Source organism: Spiroplasma eriocheiris (assembly GCF_001029265.1).
Taxonomy (GTDB): Bacteria; Bacillota_I; Bacilli_A; order Mycoplasmatales; family Mycoplasmataceae; genus Spiroplasma; species Spiroplasma eriocheiris.
Window position 1 is genome coordinate 1,209,269 of sequence record NZ_CP011856.1, and the last position, 24,683, is coordinate 1,233,951.

20 protein-coding genes are annotated in these 24,683 nt (G+C 27.0%); 10 read left to right on the forward strand and 10 right to left on the reverse strand.

The window, feature by feature from the left end; genetic code table 4:
• Window positions 1-156 precede the first annotated feature (156 nt).
• Entirely contained in the window at window positions 157-1,761 is a 1,605-nt protein-coding gene (locus SERIO_RS05570; RefSeq protein WP_047791844.1) for a TrkH family potassium uptake protein, read from the reverse strand.
• Between the two features lie 118 nt (window positions 1,762-1,879).
• On the opposite strand from SERIO_RS05570, the gene SERIO_RS05575 reads away from it, so the two are divergent.
• Window positions 1,880-2,578 carry a potassium channel family protein gene (locus SERIO_RS05575; protein ID WP_047791845.1) on the forward strand — a complete coding sequence of 233 codons (699 nt, stop codon included), beginning with the start codon at window positions 1,880-1,882 and terminating at the stop codon, window positions 2,576-2,578.
• A 287-nt stretch (window positions 2,579-2,865) separates the two neighbouring features.
• On the opposite strand, the gene SERIO_RS05580 is transcribed toward SERIO_RS05575, so the two are convergent.
• The 8 genes from SERIO_RS05580 to SERIO_RS05615 all read right to left on the reverse strand — a co-directional run bounded on the left by SERIO_RS05580 (window position 2,866) and on the right by SERIO_RS05615 (window position 12,933).
• Entirely contained in the window at window positions 2,866-3,540 is a 675-nt protein-coding gene (locus SERIO_RS05580) for a hypothetical protein (RefSeq protein ID WP_047791846.1), read from the reverse strand.
• A 196-nt stretch (window positions 3,541-3,736) separates the two neighbouring features.
• On the reverse strand, window positions 3,737-5,185 hold the full coding sequence (locus SERIO_RS05585; protein ID WP_047791847.1) for a hypothetical protein: 1,449 nt from the start codon (window positions 5,183-5,185) through the stop codon (window positions 3,737-3,739).
• A gap of 304 nt (window positions 5,186-5,489) precedes the next feature.
• On the reverse strand, window positions 5,490-6,932 hold the full coding sequence (gatB, locus tag SERIO_RS05590; protein WP_047791848.1) for an Asp-tRNA(Asn)/Glu-tRNA(Gln) amidotransferase subunit GatB: 1,443 nt from the start codon (window positions 6,930-6,932) through the stop codon (window positions 5,490-5,492).
• Window positions 6,932-8,404 carry an amidase family protein gene (locus tag SERIO_RS05595; RefSeq protein WP_047791849.1) on the reverse strand — a complete coding sequence of 491 codons (1,473 nt, stop codon included), beginning with the start codon at window positions 8,402-8,404 and terminating at the stop codon, window positions 6,932-6,934. Before SERIO_RS05595 ends, gatB begins: the two co-directional genes overlap by 1 nt.
• Window positions 8,405-8,407: 3 nt before the next feature.
• A complete protein-coding gene (gene gatC / locus SERIO_RS05600) occupies window positions 8,408-8,701 on the reverse strand; it encodes an Asp-tRNA(Asn)/Glu-tRNA(Gln) amidotransferase subunit GatC (protein ID WP_047791850.1) in 294 nt (97 codons plus the stop codon).
• Between the two features lie 17 nt (window positions 8,702-8,718).
• On the reverse strand, window positions 8,719-10,716 hold the full coding sequence (gene ligA / locus SERIO_RS05605) for an NAD-dependent DNA ligase LigA (RefSeq protein ID WP_047791851.1): 1,998 nt from the start codon (window positions 10,714-10,716) through the stop codon (window positions 8,719-8,721).
• Window positions 10,717-10,725: 9 nt separating this feature from the next.
• Window positions 10,726-12,360 carry a hypothetical protein gene (locus SERIO_RS05610; RefSeq protein ID WP_047791852.1) on the reverse strand — a complete coding sequence of 545 codons (1,635 nt, stop codon included), beginning with the start codon at window positions 12,358-12,360 and terminating at the stop codon, window positions 10,726-10,728.
• A 93-nt stretch (window positions 12,361-12,453) separates the two neighbouring features.
• Window positions 12,454-12,933 (reverse strand): PTS sugar transporter subunit IIA, encoded by a 480-nt coding sequence (locus tag SERIO_RS05615; protein WP_047791853.1) that lies wholly within the window; start codon window positions 12,931-12,933, stop codon window positions 12,454-12,456.
• A gap of 1,167 nt (window positions 12,934-14,100) precedes the next feature.
• On the opposite strand from SERIO_RS05615, the gene SERIO_RS05620 reads away from it, so the two are divergent.
• From SERIO_RS05620 to SERIO_RS05665, 9 genes are all read left to right on the forward strand, one after another.
• Window positions 14,101-14,898 carry a hypothetical protein gene (locus tag SERIO_RS05620; RefSeq protein WP_148553483.1) on the forward strand — a complete coding sequence of 266 codons (798 nt, stop codon included), beginning with the start codon at window positions 14,101-14,103 and terminating at the stop codon, window positions 14,896-14,898.
• A 212-nt stretch (window positions 14,899-15,110) separates the two neighbouring features.
• On the forward strand, window positions 15,111-16,028 hold the full coding sequence (locus SERIO_RS05625; protein ID WP_053040867.1) for an endonuclease: 918 nt from the start codon (window positions 15,111-15,113) through the stop codon (window positions 16,026-16,028).
• Between the two features lie 225 nt (window positions 16,029-16,253).
• The gene (locus SERIO_RS05630; RefSeq protein WP_047791855.1) at window positions 16,254-16,481 is read left to right on the forward strand and encodes a hypothetical protein; all 228 of its coding nucleotides are present in this window, start codon (window positions 16,254-16,256) and stop codon (window positions 16,479-16,481) included.
• A gap of 60 nt (window positions 16,482-16,541) precedes the next feature.
• Window positions 16,542-18,014 (forward strand): hypothetical protein, encoded by a 1,473-nt coding sequence (locus SERIO_RS05635; protein ID WP_047791856.1) that lies wholly within the window; start codon window positions 16,542-16,544, stop codon window positions 18,012-18,014.
• Window positions 17,972-19,156, forward strand: coding sequence for a phage portal protein (locus tag SERIO_RS05640; RefSeq protein WP_047791857.1), 1,185 nt, complete (start codon window positions 17,972-17,974; stop codon window positions 19,154-19,156). The genes SERIO_RS05635 and SERIO_RS05640 overlap by 43 nt, the downstream gene beginning before the upstream one ends.
• An 11-nt stretch (window positions 19,157-19,167) precedes the next feature.
• Window positions 19,168-21,180 (forward strand): hypothetical protein, encoded by a 2,013-nt coding sequence (locus SERIO_RS05645; protein ID WP_047791858.1) that lies wholly within the window; start codon window positions 19,168-19,170, stop codon window positions 21,178-21,180.
• Window positions 21,181-21,232: 52 nt separating this feature from the next.
• Entirely contained in the window at window positions 21,233-21,514 is a 282-nt protein-coding gene (locus SERIO_RS05650; protein ID WP_047791859.1) for a hypothetical protein, read from the forward strand.
• Window positions 21,515-22,505: 991 nt separating this feature from the next.
• Window positions 22,506-22,688, forward strand: a complete 183-nt coding sequence (locus SERIO_RS06600) for a hypothetical protein (protein ID WP_047791861.1) — start codon at window positions 22,506-22,508, stop codon at window positions 22,686-22,688.
• A gap of 209 nt (window positions 22,689-22,897) precedes the next feature.
• The gene (locus SERIO_RS05665) at window positions 22,898-24,181 is read left to right on the forward strand and encodes a hypothetical protein (protein ID WP_047791862.1); all 1,284 of its coding nucleotides are present in this window, start codon (window positions 22,898-22,900) and stop codon (window positions 24,179-24,181) included.
• Between the two features lie 225 nt (window positions 24,182-24,406).
• On the opposite strand, the gene SERIO_RS05670 is transcribed toward SERIO_RS05665, so the two are convergent.
• A complete protein-coding gene (locus SERIO_RS05670; protein WP_047791863.1) occupies window positions 24,407-24,643 on the reverse strand; it encodes a hypothetical protein in 237 nt (78 codons plus the stop codon).
• Window positions 24,644-24,683: the final 40 nt, after the last annotated feature.

Genomic DNA, 24,683 nt, shown 5'->3' on the forward strand with positions numbered 1-24,683 from the left:
TATTGTGTTAATATAAAAAAATATCTAATTTTAGACTGGCATCTTAAAACAAAAAAGAAGCGCTAAAAGCGCTTCTGTTGATAAATTTCTGTTGAATATCCTTTATATAATTAAAATGTTCAACACTTATTTTTAAAAATTATTATCCCCGCAGGGTTATCCAATTGTAACATCTTCTTCAACATAACTGTATTCTTTGTCCCCTGTTCCTTTAATTGAAACTAATAAGGTTGAAGAAATTCCCAACTGTCCAATAAACATGTTGGCAATTAATAATAATAAACTAAAGGCGCCCAAGCCATAGGTTTGTAAAAAATTAAAGGTATTTAGACCCGTTGTCCCAAAAGCACTACATACCACAAATAAAATATTTAAATAATCTAAGGTTGGGTTTTCAATACTAATTCCTAAAACTGTTCCACCGACCAGCATTACGGAAATAATGGTTACTACTAAGGCTCGCTTAACAGTTTCATTCGGAATTTTCCGTTTGAACGCATTGACACTATTATTATTCCGCATAATGGACCAAATGGTAATTAGGACAATTGCAAAGGTAGTTGTCCGAATTCCCCCAGCTGTTGAAGAAGGCGCTGATCCAATAAACATCATAATTGACATAATTGCTCGTGACCCTGGTAATAATTTAGTACAATCAATTGTTGAAAAACCAGCATTCCGTGTTGACATGGTATTGAATAAAATATTCATAAACCCGTTCCATTTAGTTGGTGCATCCCGTAAAATTGTTTCAATATAAACAGTATTTCCAAAAGCATCCATTGTTGTCATATTTAAATTAACATATTCCACTAACCAAACTAAGAATACTCCGACAATGGATACTAACGAATAAGATATAAAGTTAATTTTGGTGAATAAACTAAATTTTACTTTTTCTTTTCGTTTTCAAGCCGCAATTTTTCTTTTAATATCATAAAAGGTTGGAAAACCAATTCCTCCCATTACAAATTCAATCATAAAAATAAATTGTAAAAAGTAATTAGTATTATAAGGCATTAAAGAAGAATTTCCAACAATATCAAACCCCGCATTGTTAATGGCCGAAATTGAATGGAAAACACCACTTCATAAACTGGCTCAAAACCGGTGGTATGTGACATTATCAATCATAAATTTTCCCGCCGTACTTCCGGGTGAAAAGTAAAAGTTAAAAAACAGTAAAATGGCCGCAATTACTTCAACAATAATTAGAAAGTAAAAACTACTTTTAATTAAATCTAAGGTGTGACCAAAACTATTATTTCCCCGCTCACCTTGTACTAACATCCGGTCTTTAATTGAAATTTTACGACCTAATAAAACTAAGATCATAATTTTAAAGGTTAAAACCCCAAAACCACCAAACTGAATTAAAATAATAATAATTAATTGGCCAAAAAAGGTATAATCAGCAGCAGTAACTGGAATTGTTAGTCCAGTGTCAGAAAAAGCACTCGAGGCAGTAAACAATCCAATTAAGAAATTTCAGCGAAAATCATATTGCCCTAGGGGAGTTCCACTCCCATCGGTAATGTCCCGGGCACCATTATAGACAACCCCCGGAATACATAATAAGAATCCGGAAATTAAAACTACTAAAACATAAATTAAAAATAGTTTCCCTGCTACTTTTGAAAAGGGAATAAAATGAATTCTCCTTTTTTTAATTGGTGCAGCGATATCGTCTTCATTGCGTTGATTTAAAAGTTCTTTTCTTTTTTTAAAGATATTTTTAAAAAAAGGCTGATAAACTCTCATAGACTATACCTCTATTCAAATATAATATTAATATTATACCAACATTCTCTATAAAGTACCAAAGATTGCTTATAATTTTAAAAATAGTATAATTAAGCGTGATAAGGAGAGTGATAGGATGGCTCGTAAAAAAAGTTTTGCAATAATTGGATTAAGTAACTTCGGAAAAGCGGTTATTGATACCTTAGTTGCTAAAAAACAACATGTCATGGTGTTTGACGCTGACCAAGCAAAAGTTAATAACATGATTGCCAGTTATGAACAAATTGATGGGGTAGCCTTAGACTCAACCATTAAAGCCAATTTAATTGAACAAGGCGTAGACCAATACGATACTGTTATTGTAACAATGGCTACCAATATTGAAGCTAGTGTTTTAACAATTATTAGTTTACAAGACATTGGGGTTAATAACATCATTGCGAAGTCAAAAGATTCGCGTCATGCCCGAATTTTAAAAGCCTTAGGAATTACTAATATTGTCCAACCTGATCTTATTGCCGGAAACATTATTGCCGCCAAAGCAATGTTTGATGTTGCAATTGAAATGCAAACAGTTGATGAAAACTATGCTTCAGTTGTGATTAAAGTAACCGAACCATCAATTGATGGTAGTTCATTGTTAGACTTACGGTTAATTAATAACAAAGATTACAACATTGTCCATATTAAAAGAAAAGGAAAAGTTATCTTGCCGGGGGATGTTGACAGTTTAAAACTTGGGGATGAATTATTATTTATTGCTAAAATTAATGCAATTAATGATTTAACAACCAAATTACAAGCTGTTGAAGAACCAACCGAAGCAGATAAATAATTATCTTAAAAAAATAACCACCAATAAGTTATCTTACTGGTGGTTAATTTTTTTATAATGGACTAAAGCATCACGAAGCATTTTAGACTTATTTTCCACAATTAATAAATGGGGATTTTCATCATCAACCGCAGTTTGCGCCCCATATTTAATAATTAAACCCTTAATAATATCTTGGACACCCCCGGCGTTTTCAGCAAAATCAATATATAAATACTTGTTAGATTTGCCTACTCATGCTGTATGTTTAACTGAATTTAAAGTATTATAAATCCGCTCTAAGAGATCTAATTCCTGGTCTGAAATTTTGTGGGTTGATGGGAATTATCACTAGCAAGATTAACTTCTTCTGGCGTTGCTAATGTTGGTTCTTTCGGAACATTTGGTAGTTTTTTTAAGGTTGCTAGTTCTATACTAATAGGTACTAGTAAAATTAAATATGTTCCCAAACAAATCCACAATAAAATATCATAAACTTCTAATTTTGTTGTTCATTCTAAAAAATTAAAGCCTGGTTTAGCCAAAATTTCAGAATTACTAGCACCCGAGGGAATAATTGCAGTTGCCCCCGCCATGTCTGTTTGATGGTTAATTAAACTTGTGAATAAAATAAAGAATGAATAAAAACCTAACACAATCGTAAAACTAAATAGTCATTTCAAATCATTGGGACTTGGTTCACCATTCTGGTTTAATTTTGCCCATAATTTAAAACTCCGGAAAATTATGATTAATCCTAAAATAGCAGGAATGATAAAAATAAAAGCAACTTTTGCTTGCACTGGTTGATATAAGAGTACAAATAATTTGTCTTTTTCTTCTGCTGGTAAGTTTGGATTAATCATTGTATTGTCAATAATGTAACCAATCGCCGCCGCAAAAACAGCAAAAGTACTAATTGAAAATAACGCAAAGAAAATAATTGCGCAGATTACTTTTTTATAATATGTCTCACTTCTCATTTCTAAAGTTTCCTATGGTCTTTCTATTTTTCAGTATTTTTACATATTAAATATAGCACTTTATATCAGCGATTAGAATAAGATTTTAATAAAAATCATATTTTTAATTAATTTCGTGAAAATAAAAAGGGAAATCAATATTCATTAGTTAAACAACTATTGAGGTAATAGTTATAAAACTAACTAAGTTAATATTTTAGCGAGAAGAACTGCCAGGAAGATTTTGATTAAGATTAATTGTAGTATCTATTGATTTCATTTTATTTTTTTGTTCCACTTTTTTAATTAGTATTTTTTTAAGTTTATTTAAATTTTTTAATTCTGGATGTTGTTCACTTATTTGCTCTAAAATTTTGGTTTCTAGAAATTTATAAATTATAATTTTTTCAAATCTTTCTACACCAGTATTATTAGGATGATAACCAAAAATTTCTTTTAAATCCCTTAACATATTAAATTCATCTGGACAGTAGATTTTTAAATTATTTCTTATTTTTACACTCGCTAAACAACTTTGTAAATTTTTTCAATTTCATTTTTCTAATTGAGGTTTTGAAGAAACATTAATTAATTCATTAATATCAATCCTAATTGAAGAGTACGTACTTAAAAAATTTACTGTATTTATCAATGTTGTTCTCATATCTTTTTTATTAGCACATTTTCAAAGGAATAATTTTTCTTGTTCCAGAGGAATTAATTCTTTTCCTGTAAGAAAATATGGGCAGATTTCATCATAATCTAATTCCCTAAATTTAATATAATTATTAATAATATTTTTTCACTCCTTAAATAATTCTAATATTTTTTCACTAATATTGTTGTTAAAAATATTAAAGTTATTTAGGAGCGATTGGTGGTCTACTGCTAATAATCCTTGAATTTCCCTTCATTCATTATTTAATATTAGATTTTCAATTTCGTTGTGTTCATTAAAAGTTGCTAAAATTTTTTTATAAAAATTCCAAAATATGCCGCTAATAAACTTCAACATTATGAAATCAGGATTTTGTGAATAATTTAAATTCTTAAAATAAATTATAAATTGTGATTGAATATTTAAGAGCAAATTATTTTTTTCTTCTATTGTATAGTTGCTTTTTATAATGGAATGAATATTATCAGATAAATACTCATTAAAACTACAAAGCTCTTCAAAAACTATGAATAAATTTTTAAAATTTTCAAAAATTAGTTCTTGGAGATTATCTATCTCATTTGTCACAAAGTTATGTGAGGATTTTATTCCCACAAAATAAGTATCTGTTAAAATATTTAGAGAATTTTTATTTAAATAAAAATTATTTAAAATTTCTTGATAATGACTATTATCTCATTCATCACCTTTCGGTATGTCAACAGTATTGTAGTCCTTAATTTTTTGGAAGAAAAGATCTAAGTTGTTAAGACATTCATTGTAAGTAAATAATAAATTCGATAAACTACTTCTGTTATTATCATCAATTATTGAAGTAATATAAACACCTAAATTAAACGTATAATATTTTAAAATTTCATTTAAATATTCTTTAAAAAAATAAAATAAAGTTTCTTTTTTAGATTTTAATTCTTGTTCTGTTTTTATCTTCTTTCCAAATTTTTTATTTCTATATTTAAAAAAATTGTCAATTTGCTCAATATTCATAAGTTATCCGCTCCTTTATAACGATAGTTTTTCAAAAAAACCTGATTATTATTAACTATAAATGGATAGTTAAGAATTAAATCAGGCATTATGTATACTCTATTGAGATATTTAATTAAATAGTGAATAATTTTATTATTCATTTTAATTATAGTTATTTAAATAAATTTAAAATAAAAAAATAAATTTATTTTTGGACATTTAATTAGTTTACAATCATTAATTAAGATTATGTTCAGAATTAAAAAATTGAATCTTTCTTAAAAATGATTCAATTCTTTCCTTGTAGTTATCATTAAATTAGCTATGTGTTTTTTTTCTTCGTAATTAACTCAAGAACAACTTGTTGACCAATTTCAGGTGCTACTTGTCCTTTGGTTAATTTCATTAACTCACCCATAAAAAATTTAATCACCCGTTCAGGACGTTCATCATATTGTGTTAAAATTGCTAGGTTGTTTTCAATTACTGGAGTAATAATATTAATAATTTCTTGGGGATCAGTAATTTGTTTTAATCCTAATTTAGCAACTAAAATTTCTGGTTTAACATCCGTCGTTAAAATATGGGTTAACACGGTTTTTGCTTGTTTAGTCGAAATGATATTTTTAACAATTAAATCAATCATTTCACTTAAATTAGCAGGTGTTAATTTTGTTTCCTTAATAGTAATATTTTTGGCATTTAAATAGGCCGAAATATCACCAATTAAATAATTGGCGACCATTTCATAATTAGAATTATTTTTTACACTTGCTTCAAAAAAGTTCATTAAATCATAATCCTGTAAGAGCACTTCAATGTCGCTCTCTTTTAAATGGTATTCTTCTCGATAGCGTTGACGTTTTTGATTAGGTAATTCTGGGGCCGAGGCCAAAATTTTGGTAATTCATGTTTCATCTAGTTTGATCGGAAAAATATTAGGTTCAGAAAAATATTTATAATCGGTGGCATCTGTTTTTTTTCGCATTAAAACTGTTTCTTTAGTTTTTTCATCGAATCGGCGTGTTTCTTGTTCCACAACCCCACCACTCAGAATAATTTGGGTTTGGCGTTTAATTTCAAATTCAATTGCTTTTTCAACATTATTAATTGAATTTAAGTTTTTAATTTCTACTTTGTTCCCTAATTGATTGCTTCCCGATGGGCGTAAGGAAATATTAACATCACAACGCAAAGAACCTTCATTCATTTTGGCATCACTAACATTTAAATATAATAGAATTTCGCGTAAGGCTTCAACATATTTTTTTGCTTGATAAGCACTGCGTAAAACTGGGCGAGTTACAATCTCAATCAATCCAATTCCTGCCCGGTTATAGTCTAATAATGTTTTATCAGCTAAATGTAATTGTTTTGCCGTATCTTCTTCAATATGTAAACGTTCAATTTCTATATTTGAGGGTTGATTATTTTCATTTATTATAGTTAAAAAACCATTTTTCCCAATTGGAAAATATTGTTGGGTAATTTGAAAACCCTTGGCTAAATCCGGATAGTAATAGTTCTTACGGTCAAACTGAACAATTGGATCAATTTCTAAATTTAACGCTTGACAAGCTAATAAGGCTAAAGCTACCCCTTGCTTATTAACCGTTGGCATCGCCCCTGGATAACCCATATCCATGATATTTACCATCGTGTTAGCAGGAGCATCATAACTAACTGGCCCTTTTGAAAACATTTTTGTTTTGGTTTTTAATTCCACATGGTTTTCAATACCAATAACAACTTCAAAATTATGCATTATTTAATGCCCCCTTTCTTGCTTGGCACCACAAGATTTTTTAAACCAATAATATCTTCTAATAAATAACCTGCATTTAAAACTGCTTGGTCATTAAATGGTTTGGCATTAATATTAATCCCAATTGGCAACTCATTAATTAAAGCTAGTGGAATTGTTAAAGATGGGTTTCCCATAAAGTTAGCTAATACTAAAACATCATCAATATAATGCTCAACATCTTCCTCTTTTAAAACTTGTTGTTTAATATCAGCAATTTTAGGGGCAACGTCACTAGCCGAAGGCAACAATAAAATGTCATACTGACGAAAGATTTTTTCGAGTTCGCTAACTATTAACCGGCGAACTCTTTTTGCTTTCAAAAATAATAATGTTTGGTTTTTTCGAGTTAAAGCATATGAACCAATAACATCTCTTCTTTTGACAACATCGCCAAAACCTTTTCCCCGCGAATTCATCATTACTTCTTCATAACTATTACCTTCTTGGCGGACTCCAAAATTAATTCCATCTAAATTTGAATGACTACTTACTGCTTCAGCAAAGGAAATAATCATATAAACTGGTAATAATGCTTTCAAGAGATCTTCAGGAAAATCAATTGCTGTTAAACTAATATTATGAGCAGTTAACTTCTGATATAAATCTTCATAAATTGCTTTAATCGGTGCAGGTAACTGCTGATGAATTTGTTTAATATATGCAAATTGATAGTGCTTAATATCACTTGTTAAGTTTTGATAATAATTTTGCTGATCACTTGGTAATGAAGTCGCATCCTTATCATCTTGTTTTGCTAAATAATCTAAAACAATTGCACAGTCTTCAACTGTTCTGGTAAAATACCCAACCGTATCTAGCGATGGTGCATAAGGAAATAAACCAAAGCGCGATAAAATCCCATAAGTTGGTTTTAAACCAACAATTCCTGTATAACTAGCTGGTTTTCGAATTGAATCACCAGTATCAGAACCAAGGGTAAAGGGAACAACCCCCGCGGCAACTAATGCAGCAGACCCCGAAGAAGATCCCCCTGTAATTCTAGTTTTATCCCAAGGGTTTAAAACTTCCCCAGTATGAGCATATAACCCATGGCCTCCCATTCCTAATTCATCAAGAGCTGTCTTTCCTAACAAGATGGCATTGTTATCAGCCAAAATTTTAACAACTTCAGCATCATAAGGAGGGATGAAATTATCTAAAATGTGGGAACTAGCTGTGGTACGGATATTTTTTGTTGCAAAATTATCTTTGGCAAAATATGGAATTGCAAAAAGATAATCATCTGCTTTAATTTCTAGTGCTTCTAATTCTTTGGCAACTTTTAAAGCCTCAGTTTTTAGAATTGTTACTGTTGCATTTAAATTCTGATGACTTTCTAACGCTTGAAAAGCAGTTGTGATAATTTCGGTGGGAGTTATTTTTCCTTGCAATAATAATTCATGTAATTCTTTAATTGTATAATAATTCATTTTTTACTTAACCACCTTATTAATCACAATATAATCATCTTCAACAACTGGGGCATTTGCTAATAATTCTGCTTGGGGAACTTGTTCAATTTCCTCATCATCGCGTAAACCTGTTACTGTAATTTCAAAAGGAAAGTGCATTGAATGAACATTTGTTGTATCAATTTTTTGCACTAAATCCATTTGTTTCAAAATAACATCAAATTCATTACTTAACTTTTCTAATTCTTGTTCTGATAAATCAAGCATAATATTATGCGCTAACTGGCGCAACTTTTCTTTATCAATTCTTGCCATTTTAAATTTCCTTTCTGCTATGAATTTAATAATTTATTAAAATCCTCTTCACTTATTATTTTAACATTTAATTTCGCTGCTTTGGTAATTTTACTTCCTGGATCAGTTCCTGCTAACACAAAAGTTGTTTTACTACTTACACTATCTGAAGTTGCCCCTCCCATACTTTCAATCAAATCTTTGAAATATTCACGGGGTTTTGATAAAGTACCAGTAATTACAAAACGATAATTTTCAAATTTATTAGAATTATTATTAGTACTTGGTTGATATGTCATATTAATTCCTAACTGCGCTAGTTTTTTTACTTCGTTAATATTTTCTGCAATTTTGAAATAATCAACAACACTAGTTGCCACAATCGGACCAACATCATTAATAGTTGCCAACTCTTCAAAAGTAGCTGATGCAATCATTTCCATTGTTAAAAATTTTCGCGCAATTAATTTGGCGGTTTTTTGCCCCACATGACGAATCCCTAACCCAAATAATAATTTCTCCAAGGAATTAGTTTTTGAATTATTAATTGAATTAATCATATTTTGATATGATTTTTCACCAAAGTTCTCTAACTCCACTATTTCTTGGTGGTATTTTTCTAATTCATACAAGTTACTAAAACTTTTTAAATAATTTAAATTAAATAATTTTTCAATAATTTTTTCACTAATTCCCTCAATATTCATCGCATTGCGTGAGCAAAAATGTTCTAATGATCTGGTGATTTTTTTACTACATAAAGAATTAATACAGTACTGATCAACTTCTCCTGCTGTCCGTTCTAATAATGAATGACATACCGGGCAATGGGTGGCTTCTTGTCACTTTTTAGCATTTTTACTTCTTTTTTCTGGTAAATAACTGATTACTTCTGGAATAATATCACCCGCTTTTTTAACTTTGACATCATCACCAATACGAATATCTTTATCAATAATAAAAGAAGCATTATGTAATGTTGCAGCTTTAACAATGGTTCCGGCAATCCGCACAGGTTCTAACTGCGCATTATAAGTGATCCGCCCAGTTCTTCCAACAGATGGAAAGATATTTAGAATTTTGGTAATGACAATTTCGGCTGGGAATTTATAGGCAATTGCTCATTTAGGGTTTTTAGCTGTATACCCAATTCGGTTATATAAACTTAAATCATTGACTTTAATAACAATTCCATCAATTTCATATTCTAAATCTTCACGTTTTGCCTGGTATGTTTGAACATAGTCTCATACTTCATCAATATTTTTACAAACACGAAACTCCTTATTAATTTTAAACTTTAAAGCAGCTAAGCGTTGTAAAGCTTCACTTTGGGTTTTAATCCCATCATTAGTAGCATTAACATAGTAATATAAAAAAGCACTTAAATTTCGTTTTGCAATAATACTTGAATCTAACTGACGTAATGTTCCGGCAGCAGCATTGCGAGGATTAGCAAATAATGGCTCTTCATTTGCTTCGCGTTCTTTATTAATTTTTTCAAAATCATTTTTTGATAAATAAACTTCGCCACGGACAGTTAAATTTTCCTGGTCAATTTTTAACGGAACTGATCTAATCTTTTTAATATTAACAGTTACATCTTCTCCCGTTGTACCATCCCCGCGGGTCGCTCCAATTTTTAATAAATGATTTTCATAAATTAATGATATTGATAACCCATCAATCTTTAACTCACAAGTGTATTCAATTTCACTTAATCCTGTTAGTTCCTTAATTTGGTCATCAAAATGGTGGAGATCCTCCAAGTTAAAAGCATTAGCCAAACTTAGCATTGGGCTTTGGTGCTCATATTTATTAAATTTATCGCTTACTTCTCCTGATACTCGTTGGGTCGGTGAATCAAAAGTAATTAATTCACGATGTTCAGTTTCTAACGCCATTAATTCTTGCATAGCCCGGTCGTATTCCTGGTCACTAACACTTGGATTATCTAAAACATAATATTCATAATTTCATTTGTTGATTTGTTCTTTTAAAAATTCCACTCGTTTTTGTGCTTCATTAAAATTCATAGAGTCCTCCTATTTTCTAGTTGTCTTTGCTTTATGCTTAAAAGTTAGTTTCTTAGGGGGTGGAAAAAATCGGCTTAGCTTAAAATTAAACGGTTTTGTTTTAATTGCATAAACTGTTGTATTAATGGCAACTAACAAGGCGACAATGAAAACTGTTGCATTATTTAATAACGCTTGACTATTGAAAATCCAAATTAAGAATCGTCCCACTAAAGGGTTGAAAAAAGAAACTGTTAATATTGATAGCATCGTAATTTGGGTTTTAGCGACAAAGTTGGGAATTCTCTCCATAAATAAAATCCAAATTAAAGCAAAACCTAAAAAGAAGAAAGAAATTGAAATAAAAACAGTATCCGTAATTTCGCGTCATCTTCCTAATTCTAACTGCACAAATAACGGCTGGGCAATTTTTTCAAGGGTTCAAAAATCCAAATTAATCTGATTTGTCGCTAAAACAATCACCACCGAAATAATGGTAAAAATAGTGGGAATGACAAAAATAAATCCTCTCCGACGTTCATAAATTGCAAACTCAATTTCGCGAATTCTTGTGTAATTTCGGTACAATAAAAAGGCGATGAATAGCATTAATAATAGTAATGCTAAAAAAATAAAGATTAATAACAAGTTTTTTAATCGGGCATTATAAACAATAAAACAAATACTTGATACAGCACTAAATTTTACAAAATCTTTTAAGAAATTTGTCCGAAATCGTAAAATACTAATTCAAGTTGTTACATAAATAGTAAATAAAATAATATAACTAGCATCTCAGTCAAAAGTTATGTAACTCGCAAAAATAAATCCAATAATTCAAGGCATATTACGGCTGCGATATTCCCGGTTGGTGTAAATACTAATAAGGATAAATAACACAAAAAATAAATTAGTTAACATATTTTCGGGGTGTCAAGCATCATAACCAAAATAATAAATTAATAGTTTCGAAGCTAATAAAGTAACCAGGGATAATGAACCAATAATAATTTTATTACTATTTTTTTTTGAAAAATTATTTAGTAAGGTAATAAAAATAGAAGCAAATAATAAGGCATCAAAAATATCCAATAAATTAGTAGTAATATCAATTGGATTTAATTTTGTCATTGCAAATCACATTGAAACATTCGTAAACCATGGTACGGCTGATAAGGTAGAATTCGCACTTAAAGTAACCTCTGAATTTAAATTAAAAATAACCCTTCCGTTATCAAAATTAAAATTATAGAAGGTTAATACAAAACTATTACTCAAATTTTGTCCAGAAGGAGTAATAAATAAATTTTTTAAGTAGTATAAAAAGATAAACATTGTAAAAACCAACACAAATAATAAGTGGTTCCAGTCTAATAAGCGATAATTAAATCAAAAGCGCACAAATAACAATAAAATAACTGCGTATAAAATATTAATTGCTAATAAATAATAAACTAAAACAATATATTTTAAATTACCAATAAACTCCAAGGGAATTAATAAAAAAGCAATTGTGGCAAAATAAAAGAAAAAACCCATAATCATACTTAAATAAATATTACGAGTTCTAATTTTTAACAAGTCAGCCAAAATTGTTCCCGTCGAAGAGAAAACTCAATAATAATATAAGAAAAATACAATTGCAATTAAAATTAGCTTTGTCATTAATTTCTCACCTTTCTCTTAGATTATAACAAAAAAAAGAATGATAATTTTTATCATTCTTGTGAATTGGCATTAAATTATCTTTGACAAGTCTTATTTAATAATCGCAATTACATCTCCTTGGCTAACTTTTCCTTTTTTAACAACTTCAATTGTTTTCCCATTCATTGAATCAGGAGTGAAAACCATTGGAGTATCTAAACTAGGTACTTTGTCTTTAATTTTATCTAAGTCAACATTACATAATAAATCACCTTGACTAACTGCTTGATCTTGTTTAACTTTAATATCAAACCCTTCACCATTTAAAGAAACAGTGTCCATCCCAACATGCAATAACATTTCAACTCCTGATTTATGCTTAATTCCATAAGCATGGCCAGTCGGGAAAACTGTCATTAATTTACCTTCCATTGGAGCCACAAAATTTCCTTTCGCTGGTTTAATTCCTAAACCATCTCCTAACATTTTTTGTGAAAAAATTTCATCTGTTACTTCTTCAATTGCAATAACTTCACCATCAACGGGTGCGATAATTTGAATTTCTTTATTTTTATGTCCGAATAATCCCATAAAAATTCCCTCCTCTAATGTACTTTGAATATATAACTACATTAAGTATACTACCAAATAAAAGAAAAATGCTAGACTTTCCCACTAAAAATGTCAAAATTGTACATTTTATGTTATTTTTGGAAAATTAATATTTTTTAAAATTAAATATCTTAAATTAATTTCGTGAAAATGTTTAATTAAATCATGTTTAATAAATTATTTTTTTTAGATATTGATCTTTTTTATTTTCATCAATAAATTTAAATCATTAAAAATATGAACTATTTTAATTTTTAGTATAATTTTAATTAATGATTATAAACTAATTAAATGTCCAAAAATAAATTTATTTTTTTATTTTAAATTTATTTAAATAACTATAATTAAAATGAATAAGAAAATTATTCATAACATAACTAAATATTTCAATAGAGTATATATAATGCCTGATTTTACCCTTAACTATCCATTTATAGTTAATAATAATCAGGTTTTTATTTTGAAAAACTATCGTTATAAAGGAGCGGATAACTTATGAATATTGAGCAAATTGACAATTTTTTTAAATATAGAAATAAAAAATTTGGAAAGAAGATAAAAACAAAACAAAAATTAAAATCTAAAAAAGAAACTTTATTTTATTTTTTTAAATAATATTTAAATGAAATTTTAAAATATTATACGTTTAATTTAGGTGTTTATATTACTTCAATAATTGATGATAATAACAGAAGTAGTTTATCGAATTTATTATTTACTTACAATGAATGTCTTAACAACTTAGATCTTTTCTTCCAAAAAATTAAGGACTACAATACTGTTGACATACCGAAAGGTGATGAATGAGATAATAGTCATTATCAAGAAATTTTAAATAATTTTTATTTAAATAAAAATTCTCTAAATATTTTAACAGATACTTATTTTGTGGGAATAAAATCCTCACATAACTTTGTGACAAATGAGATAGATAATCTCCAAGAACTAATTTTTGAAAATTTTAAAAATTTATTCATAGTTTTTGAAGAGCTTTGTAGTTTTAATGAGTATTTATCTGATAATATTCATTCCATTATAAAAAGCAACTATACAATAGAAGAAAAAAATAATTTGCTCTTAAATATTCAATCACAATTTATAATTTATTTTAAGAATTTAAATTATTCACAAAATCCTGATTTCATAATGTTGAAGTTTATTAGCGGCATATTTTGGAATTTTTATAAAAAAATTTTAGCAACTTTTAATGAACACAACGAAATTGAAAATCTAATATTAAATAATGAATGAAGGGAAATTCAAGGATTATTAGCAGTAGACCACCAATCGCTCCTAAATAACTTTAATATTTTTAACAACAATATTAGTGAAAAAATATTAGAATTATTTAAGGAGTGAAAAAATATTATTAATAATTATATTAAATTTAGGGAATTAGATTATGATGAAATCTGCCCATATTTTCTTACAGGAAAAGAATTAATTCCTCTGGAACAAGAAAAATTATTCCTTTGAAAATGTGCTAATAAAAAAGATATGAGAACAACATTGATAAATACAGTCAATTTTTTAAGTACGTACTCTTCAATTAGGATTGATATTAATGAATTAATTAATGTTTCTTCAAAACCTCAATTAGAAAAATGAAATTGAAAAAATTTACAAAGTTGTTTAGCGAGTGTAAAAATAAGAAATAATTTAAAAATCTACTGTCCAGATGAATTTAATATGTTAAGGGATTTAAAAGAAATTTTTGGTTATCATCCTAATAATACTGGTGTAGAAAGATTTGAAAAAATTATAATTTATAAATTTCTAGAAACCAAAATTTTAGAGCAAATAAGTGAACAACATCCAGAATTAAAAAATTTAAATAAACTTAAAAAAATACTAATTAAAAAAGTGGAACAAAAAAATAAAATGAAATCAATAGATACTATGATTAATTCTGATAAAAATATCCCATACAGTTTTTCTCGCTAAAATATTAACTTAGTTAGTTTCATAACTACCTTTTCAATAACTATTTAACTAGTAAATATTAATCATTATTTTTATTTTCACAAAATTAATTAAAATATGTAAAATTATTGAAAAAATTAAACAAAATTTAAATTTAATAATCACAATTTTATAGCCAATAAGAATTGATAAAATTAATTATATTAAAAAATTAATGAAAAAGGAATTTTATTATGAAAAGTATTTTAAAATTATTATTTTCTTTCACAATAGCAACCCCAATTCCACTAAATATTATTAGTTGCTATCCAACAATTAACCACGATGATAAGAGTACTATTAATGTGGAATTGGACCCATATTTGTATCAATATTATACCCCCATTAATAATTTGGGTGGTTCATCATTAATTAAAACTTTAGCAAATTTAATTACTACAACCCAACACCCAATAACATATAAAGAAGTTTGAACTGTCTTTAATGCAGCTTATCAAGACAAATTTTATAAAAAGGATAACTCAATTATTGATGTCTACTCCACAGTTTTTCATGGTGAATCCCCTTACACATACCAACCACAAAAAGATCAATGCCATGGTCAACCTGTTAGTGGCGAAGGAACTTGTTATAACCGGGAACATATTATCCCCCAGTCCCTTTTTAAAAAACGAATGCCTATGGTGGCTGATGCCTACCATATCCTCCCTAGTGATGCTTTTGTAAATAATAAGCGAGCAGATTATCCCCATGATGTTGTAGTAACTGCTACTTTCCGAAGTAAAAATGGCAGTAAATATGGAACAAATGCAAATGGTGAAACTGTTTTTGAACCCACAAATGACTTTAAAGGAATAGTAGCTCGTTCATATTTATACTTTGCAATCCGTTACTATAATCAAATTCCTAATAATTGAGGATGAATCAAACATAGTTACCCTTTCATTAATGAACATTATTTAACCACTTATTTAAATTGAGCTAATAATTATCATCCTCAAGAATTTGAAATTTATAGCAATAATATTATTAGTAAATACCAACATAATCGAAATCCCTTCGTTGATTTACCAATTTTAACAAGTTTAATTTGAGATCCCGCGTTTCAAAATGAGCAGCTCCATTTAATTGAAAAAAGAACTAAAAACTAAGTTAATTAATAAAATCTTCAAATAATGATTTGAAGATTTTTAAATTTTTAATAAGAAAACTTATAGAAAAAAAATTGAAAATAATTAAAATAATTTTTACTATTCTAATCATTTTAAAACTATGTCAATTAGAATGAATCTGTCCGTATTTATTTAATTCCTTTGATATCTCTTACATGAATTCTATGATTTATCTGTATCAAAATATAATTGAGGTGATAGAACATGGCAAGAAAATCAAACTTCTTTTATGCTATTTATACTGTCAATGATGAATTTGTTAATGTTTATGAAAGTGTGGAAGATTTAATTGCTGAACAATTTGGCATTACAAAAGAACATCCCAAGTTCAAAAATAACTGCCAAGTAATTTTTAACTATATCTTTCGTCATAATAACCTCTACAACCAAACTAGTCATTATAAATGAAAAATATATAAATATAAAAAATAACATCCATTATTCATATGTGAACATTTTTAATAAATTACCCTGACAAAGGAAGTGCTAACAATGCCAATTGGAACCCGTAATACTGCTTTACTTTTTGATGTTAAACATCTACCCGTTACAAGATTACCCCGGGAAGAAAAACAAAAAAGTAATGATTTGTTTGGCCTAATCTTTGGTACAATTATTACTACTATTTTAGGAATTATCCTAGTTCCGATCGGTGGCGCGATTTTTGGCGCACTCGGAACTAGTTTAGCATTATCAACAACAACTACCGAAGTGTTAACTATAATTGGAGAAGTTGGAACTGATTTTTTAATCAATGAATTATATGATGTGATTAATAATGATGTTAGTGCTAGTAATTCATTACTAAATTTATTATTACCCTTGGGTGAAAGTAAAGTTGCCAAAGCAATCAAAAAAAATGGTCTTTGAAAAGGTCTTTCTAAAACAACCATTAAGAAACGCCAGTTATGATCAAAAATTATTACCGAAGGAAAACTTAGTTATGATTTAACAAAAATGATTAAGGATTATTTAAACCAACATGCTAAGCAAAATAATCCCATCCCTTATCATTTTACTAATCCTATTAATTTACAAAAAAATATTAACCAAAAATTAGGTTATCAAACAAAACAACTTAGTCAATTAGATTACTTTAATTATCAACAAATTACTTTAATTAAAAGAAAAGTTACTAACTTAATTACTAATCAACAATGAAAACAAGTTCCTAATAATTTTAAAATTAGGATGGATGATATTAATTATGTTAATAATATTTTAAATCCTCTTAACAAGACTTGGTCACAAATTATTGTCCTCGATTTTGCATCCTGGTTAACAATAATCAATGAATTAATTCAAAAAAATGTTAAACCACAAGATATTGCCAACATTAGTTTACTAAGAACACGTTATCTAACCCAGGAAAAATTAACATTAGGGTTAACTAGTAAATTTAACTTTTCAAAAAGGCTATTAAATAATTCAGCTGGAATTAAAAACCTGTTTGCGGAATTAAATGATGAAACTGAAAAATTAAGTTTAATAATTGATCAATTAGGATGAGAATTAAAAACTGATCAAACTAAGTTATTAACTTTAATTAATAGTTTTTTAAATAAAAATAGTGGTGATTTAACTTTAATAAATCAAGAAGTTCATTCTTTAGTTAAACCTATTAAATTCAAAAAGATTCTTAATTTACAAAAAACTACTGAAATTAATTTATCTTCATTAAAATATTTTAATAATTTCCCCCTTATTCAGCAAATTCCTAATTTACCAATTAATAATGTTAATAAGATTACAAAACCTTACCAATTAAAACAACAATTACAAAAATTAATTAAGACTTATGATTTAAAGTCACAGCAAGAAATTAAAAAGATTATTAGTAATTACCAACTAATTCTTTGAAAATTAAATAAATATTATGCTTGCCAAGAATATTACACTTTACAAAGAAAGGATGAGAAACAATGGCAAAATTTCTTTCGAATACCCAAAAGCAAAACCTTTTAAAAAATAAATTAACCACATCCAAAACTATTTTACAAAATTATGATATTAATAATTTTGATCATCTTCAAATGCTAACTAACTATGTTAGTGATCAACAAGCTAATAAATTTAATTCTACGGACTTAAATTTAACAATTGATTCTCAAGATGAATTAGTTACTAAAATTAAAAATTATTTAACAACAAATAATTTTTATCAACAAAATTGGTTAAATGAAAAAAGACTGTCGCAATGTGGCCGTGCTGCTTACTTAGTATATCAACATAATGATAGTTTACATTTTAAAACTGTCAAAGTTATTAATAGTACTGAAAATATCATTAACCAATTAACTACCTGTACAATTTTATTTCACCAATGGCAAGATGAAAATAACACTACACTAATAATGCATGCCACTTATCAATTAGTAACTGACCATGTCGAAGTTACTAGAAAAATTTATCAACTTGATGAAGAAGGAAGTTTATCATCAACCCCATTAGATTATGATCAACATAACTTTGACCAAAGTTTTGGGAAAACTGAAACTTTAAAAATTAATTATTTACCAATTATTATTTTTAAAAATACTCCTAATGGAGCAAAAGATTGCGAATACCAAATTGAAAAAATTAAAACATTAGATTTAATTTATGAACAAATTATTTTAGGAACAATTTTAAACAGTACCAAGTTCTTCTTAAACACTAATGGTATTATTGGAAATACCCAAGAACAAGTAAATAATATGATTCATAAATTTATTAAAAATAATATCTTAGTAATGGAAAATGACCCTGATCATAATCCTGATCCAATTAGTGCTATTATGGGAACTTTTAATCCAAAACCATTGACTAATTTATATTTAAAAACACAAAACCAATTATTAACAAATTTTAATTTAGAATTACCCGAAGAAAAAATAATTAAAGATCATACCATCACAATTACTAATCATAATGGTTTAGTAAATTTAACTAACCAAACTAAATTAGCATTACGTGCACAAGGATTAGCGGCCTTCATTAGTTTGTTATTAACTTTTGATAAAGATATTCTAAAAGCAAAAACATTTGCTCTGAAAGATAATACTGATAGTCTAAAAATCTTGGTGCAACTAAAAATTAATTCGGTTGGTTCATCACCATTATCTTAATAACTACCACAATGAAAAATATTAACGATAAAAATAATAAAGAACCACTCGGAAAAGATTTTTATATCGACCAAACCCCATTAGACTTTGCTAATCTCGCAGAAAGTAAAAGTGATGCTGACTTATCATTAATTTATGGTCCAGACCGGAAAAATAAATTATATATTTATTCTTTAAAACGTCTATTTGATAATAGTGAAAAACCAAGTTTAGAATTTGGTCCTAACATTGTTCAAATTAGATTTATTAACCCCGATGATGTTATTATTACTGATGCTTATGAAATTAATGACTTTCAAATTGATTTAAAAGAAATCCCCATTAATAATCCCCAAAAACAAGCAACTAAATATAGTGAAATTGATACTAAAGTAATGGTCTTCCAAAACCCCGCTACAATTAGTACTTATGACATTCGAGTAGTTTCCATTGATGAACCGGTTAATAACAACAATCTTGACAAATTATACATTATTGACCAATATAACCAGCCATGAAGTAACGGAGCAACAATTACCAAATTAGCTAATTTAACCTTGTTAAAAGACTTTAAAACAATTGATGGAAATGCAGTTATTGTTAAAATTCAAAAACCATTACCCCCTGATACGGAAATCACTGGAATTAAAATTAAAGCACCCAAAGCAATTAAATGAGGAAATATTAAATGTTGAGGGAATGTAGACGGAGAATATGGTTATCCCGAGCTTGCTATTAAAGATAAAATCCCCTTCCCGTTATTATCAATGCCAATTGAAACTGAACCTAAATTAAAAATTTTGCAACAATGACTTTCCCACCAAATTTTGCCTTGAGAATTAGCTAAAGAATTTTTAGTAGAAAAATCATGTTTAAGCTTAATTAACTTAGGTAAACAAACAGAAAAAACTACTAAATTATTTTTAGATAAAACTCGCATTACAAAAGCGAATGTTAGAATTAATTATTCAGGTCAATATTGGAAAGGTGATCGTTGAGGATGTCAGACTTTAAATCCTCATAATGAAACAAAAAATATCATAGGTTTAAATACAACTTCCTTAGACCATGGAGAATGTAGAATGAATTCTGAATATACTAGTCCAGATACTTATGATGGCGTAGAGTTAGAATTAAAAGATGCCCCTGTTATTACATCTTTGCAGCAAGTTTTGCTTGACATGTTAACTTATACATATAATTATAAAAAAAATTTTGACGGCGCAGATTATCAAAATGGAAGTCCCCAAAATGCTATTGCAAAATTGAAAGCAAAATTTGAAGGACAAAAACCAGAAAATGTTATCTCCAATATTTTAGAACACTGAAAACTAGAAAACCCTAATTATATTAATATTAAAGAAATACTAATTTTACAGCAAATTATTTTGTTACTTTCAAATTATATCTATTCAAACGAATCAATTAATAAGGGACTAAATGATGATGTTAAATTATTAAGTCCGTATTATTTTGAACTTGTATCAAAGCCTGAAAAAAAAGATGATAATTATTATGAATTTAAAGATTGTATAGTAATTTTAAAAAGTGAGTATTTTGATTTTACTGATCCTGAAAATATTAAATTTAAAGTTAATAATTTATCTACTAATAAAATTTTTAAATTAACTAATAATGAATTTAGTTGAATTTCTATTTCTAATTTTTTAGAAACAAATGACATTCCTTCTTTAATTCCACGCGATATAACATTGGCTTCCGGAGAATATGGAAAATATTTTACAAATTTAATTATCCCCAAAAATAAGTTAAATGAGGCCCTAAAACTATATGGTAGTGAAAATAATTTATATAATAAAATAAGTTGAATAAATAAAATATCAAATTTAGGAACTAATGAAATAATAGAATTTACATTACAAAAAAATATTACTAAGTTAAATTTAATTAATATATCATCCATTGATGGTAGTGGGAAATACGATATTGAATTAAAAACAAAAAATAGTTCAATTATTATTAAAGAAATTGATTTATTTACTAGTAATAATGAATTATTATCATTAATTAATATAAATTTATAAAAATAAAAATTTATTTTGTTATAATGTTGTTGAAAATAGGAAGGAAATTATTATGAATAAAAAATATCTTTGATTCGGAATTTTTATTGCTATTCTTAGTTTAGTAGCAATAATAATTGGAGGAATTTCATTATCAAAAATAAATAAATCTAAAATTAGTGACTATAAAACTTTTGAAAACTGAGATCATTCCGTTGTCTTTTGCAATGCTAACATATGAAAACATACAGGAAGTTCAACTCCTAGTGGAGTTTCATTATATTGTAGTGTAGATAAAACTGATGCTAGTGATGTTTTATGAGATGGAGTTTACCCTGATAAATATTTTGACTAATTATTAAAAAATAAATTAATATAATATAACTACCAAATTCCTAAAAATTTAAAAATATAATTTAAGTTAAGTTAGAAAATATAAAAGCATTTATTAAGAATATTAAATTAATTTCTTTATGTATAGATAAATTTTTATATTATTTTGTTATAATGGCCTTGAAAATAGGAAGGAAATTATTAGGAATAAAAAGTATCTTTGATTCGGAATTTTTATTGGTATTCTTAGTTTAGTAGCAATTATTATTGGAGGAATTTCACTTTCAAAAATTAATAAATCCGGAGTTGCTAATTATCAGACATATATGGAAAGAGATGGGAAAGTAATATTTTGTGGTTCAACAATCTGAGCTTATTATTCTGATTCTCATATGTCTCTAAGTTGTAGAAATAACCCATAATCAGGGGATGTTAAATGAAATGGAAAATATCCAGAGGGTTATTTTGATGTTTAAAAACATTATTTATTAATTAATATAATTTATATAATTATATTAATTTTTTTATTTAGTTAAAATTCTATAAAAAATCTAATAATTATAATCATTTTTTATTAATATCCGTTAAAATTAAAGTGTTCACATATGAGTAAAAAATTAGTATTCAAGTAAGGGTCCCCCATGATTAAAATAAATACGGACATTTTTATTTTTAAAATTAAGGAGATAAAAAAATGACTACTATTTTTAAGCGGCTATTATGGAACAAGAGGATTCTGCAAGTAAATAACCAACAACTTGCAGAATATTTCTTATAAAACTACCATTTTTAATCGATGGCTATGCCTTGATGAGCAGAAATACTTATTATAATATTAAATATTTTATTAGGTATTAGTAGTGGTTATGGTAGTGCAAAAATAGTTAATAAAAAGAAGGATAGTAAAACCTTAATAATTCCTAAAGAAATTAAAAAAATTAAAAAACAATTATATAAACTAAATAATAAGATAGAATTTCTTATTGATAATTTGACCCATCCTAAAGGTAACAATGAATAAAACTAAGTTAAAATTATTAACTTTAAAACTGCTTTATTATTTTTTAAATATCATTATGATAGGATTACCAAAAATAGTTAATTTATTAATTAAACAAATTAATAAATTACAAGCAAAAATTAAAACAGCTGGTGATCTCTTAGATGATGGTATAATAAATGATTCATTTGTTTAAATTATCATTGGTCTTAATTGTTATTTAATTTCTTTTCCTAAATGATGTAAGATTATTTACATCATTTTTTTATTTTAAATTTTTATCCTAATCATTTAAAATATTGCTATTTTAAAATTAAAGTGTTCACATATGAACAAAATCTTGTTATATATTAACATTTTTTAAATAAATCCGGACAATTTATTTTAAAAAGGAGATGAAACTACATGTCAATAATTAAACCTGAATTATGAGAAGGAGTAAGTTTACAAGAATATAATGAATCTTATCGTTTAACTGGTCCAATCAAGGAAGTACCATTAAAATACAATAAATTATATTCAAATGTTGAAGAATGATTTACCACTTTTGCGATCCAAGCACAAGATGATATCAATGCTTATTTAAATTTTATTTTTTATAAATTCCCCTATCATACTTTTAGAGACCAAAGAATTAAAGAAATTATTCGAAAAATGATTTACATTATGATTGAACATTGGTGTTTTAACAGAATTCCCATTGAATTTATTGTTACTGCTAACAATAGATCTAAAAATGGGAATAATTTTGAAGCTAGTTCAAATAATATTCTAAACTTACAAGGATTACATCCTAGTCGCATGAAAATTTATGGAGAATTAACTTCGCTGAAAAAGTTATTTGAAACATATAATGAAAACCCAAACGAAATTGATTTATCACAAATTGATTTAGAATTTTATTACACTAAGAGTGAAACAGATCAATTAATAAGTTTAGAAAAAAACGAAAGAAAAGAAAATGAAGAAAAATTAACAACAACTATTTTACAAAAACAATTAAAACTTTATAATGATGTAATATCATCAGAAGATTCAGAAGTAAAAAATTACAAAGGACCTATCACAAATTTAGTAATTAAGGGACCTGTCGCTACTGGATATGATCTTAATACAGAAACAGCTGTATTTGACATCTTTAATGAAATAGGACACATTGATGGTGACATTGTTCAACAGGGACAAACTTCCGATGAAAGTGGAGGGATACATGCTATTTCTGCTTTATGAGCTAAAAATCGCGAGCAAGATATTAACTTATTAAATAATAATGTTACTAATTTATCCAATAATTTAAAAGTTATTAATAATAATTTAATACATTTAGAAAATAGACTATTATTTAATAATGAATTATGGGAAGAAGTTAAAAATGAAGTGGGTATCCCATGAGTTGAAGATTTAGTTCCCATATATTTAAAATTTATTGTTGTCCCAACAGGTCTTGAAAACTGAGATGTTAAATGAATTTTTAATGTAAATTTTATAAAAACTAAACTTAATTGAGCATCAATATATTCCTCATCAGTTTTAAAAATGTTCCTTCCTTTCCAAACAAAAAGTTATGAAGCAAGTATTAAATGAGATGATTCTGATAAAGTATTTAGAATTGACATAGAAGACTCACAATGAGATTTAATTAAGATTAAATCTGTATATAAATATAAAGGAAACGATATTCCTTTTTAGGTAACTACTATACCATAATCAGCTGAAATTATTATTAGAAACATTATATTTTCTGCTATTTAGTAGCTATGGTTGAATAACATTACATAATTCAGAAACAAAAAATTCAAAAACTAATTATAAAAATAAAATTTAATATATACTATTTAACTATATGACTTAGATTTTTAATATACTTTTAACTAAATTAATTAATATTATTCTAAGATATATAAATTTTATTTCTTACAACAATGGGCTCTCAACCACATTATGTAACAATACTAGCAACGAGGCAATAAAACAAACTGTTACAATTGCAAATATAATAAAATATTTATTATTTTTAAAAGCTTCCCAGACAGTTGGTTTATGTGTTTGTTGTTCAAAAGCATTATGTTGACGGTGCTTTTTCCGGGATTGGTATTCTAACTTTCAGTATAAGATTCCAAAAACAATTGCTAACACACCAAAAATAACCACTAGGCTAATGGCGACTGGGACATATTATGATGATCCCAAT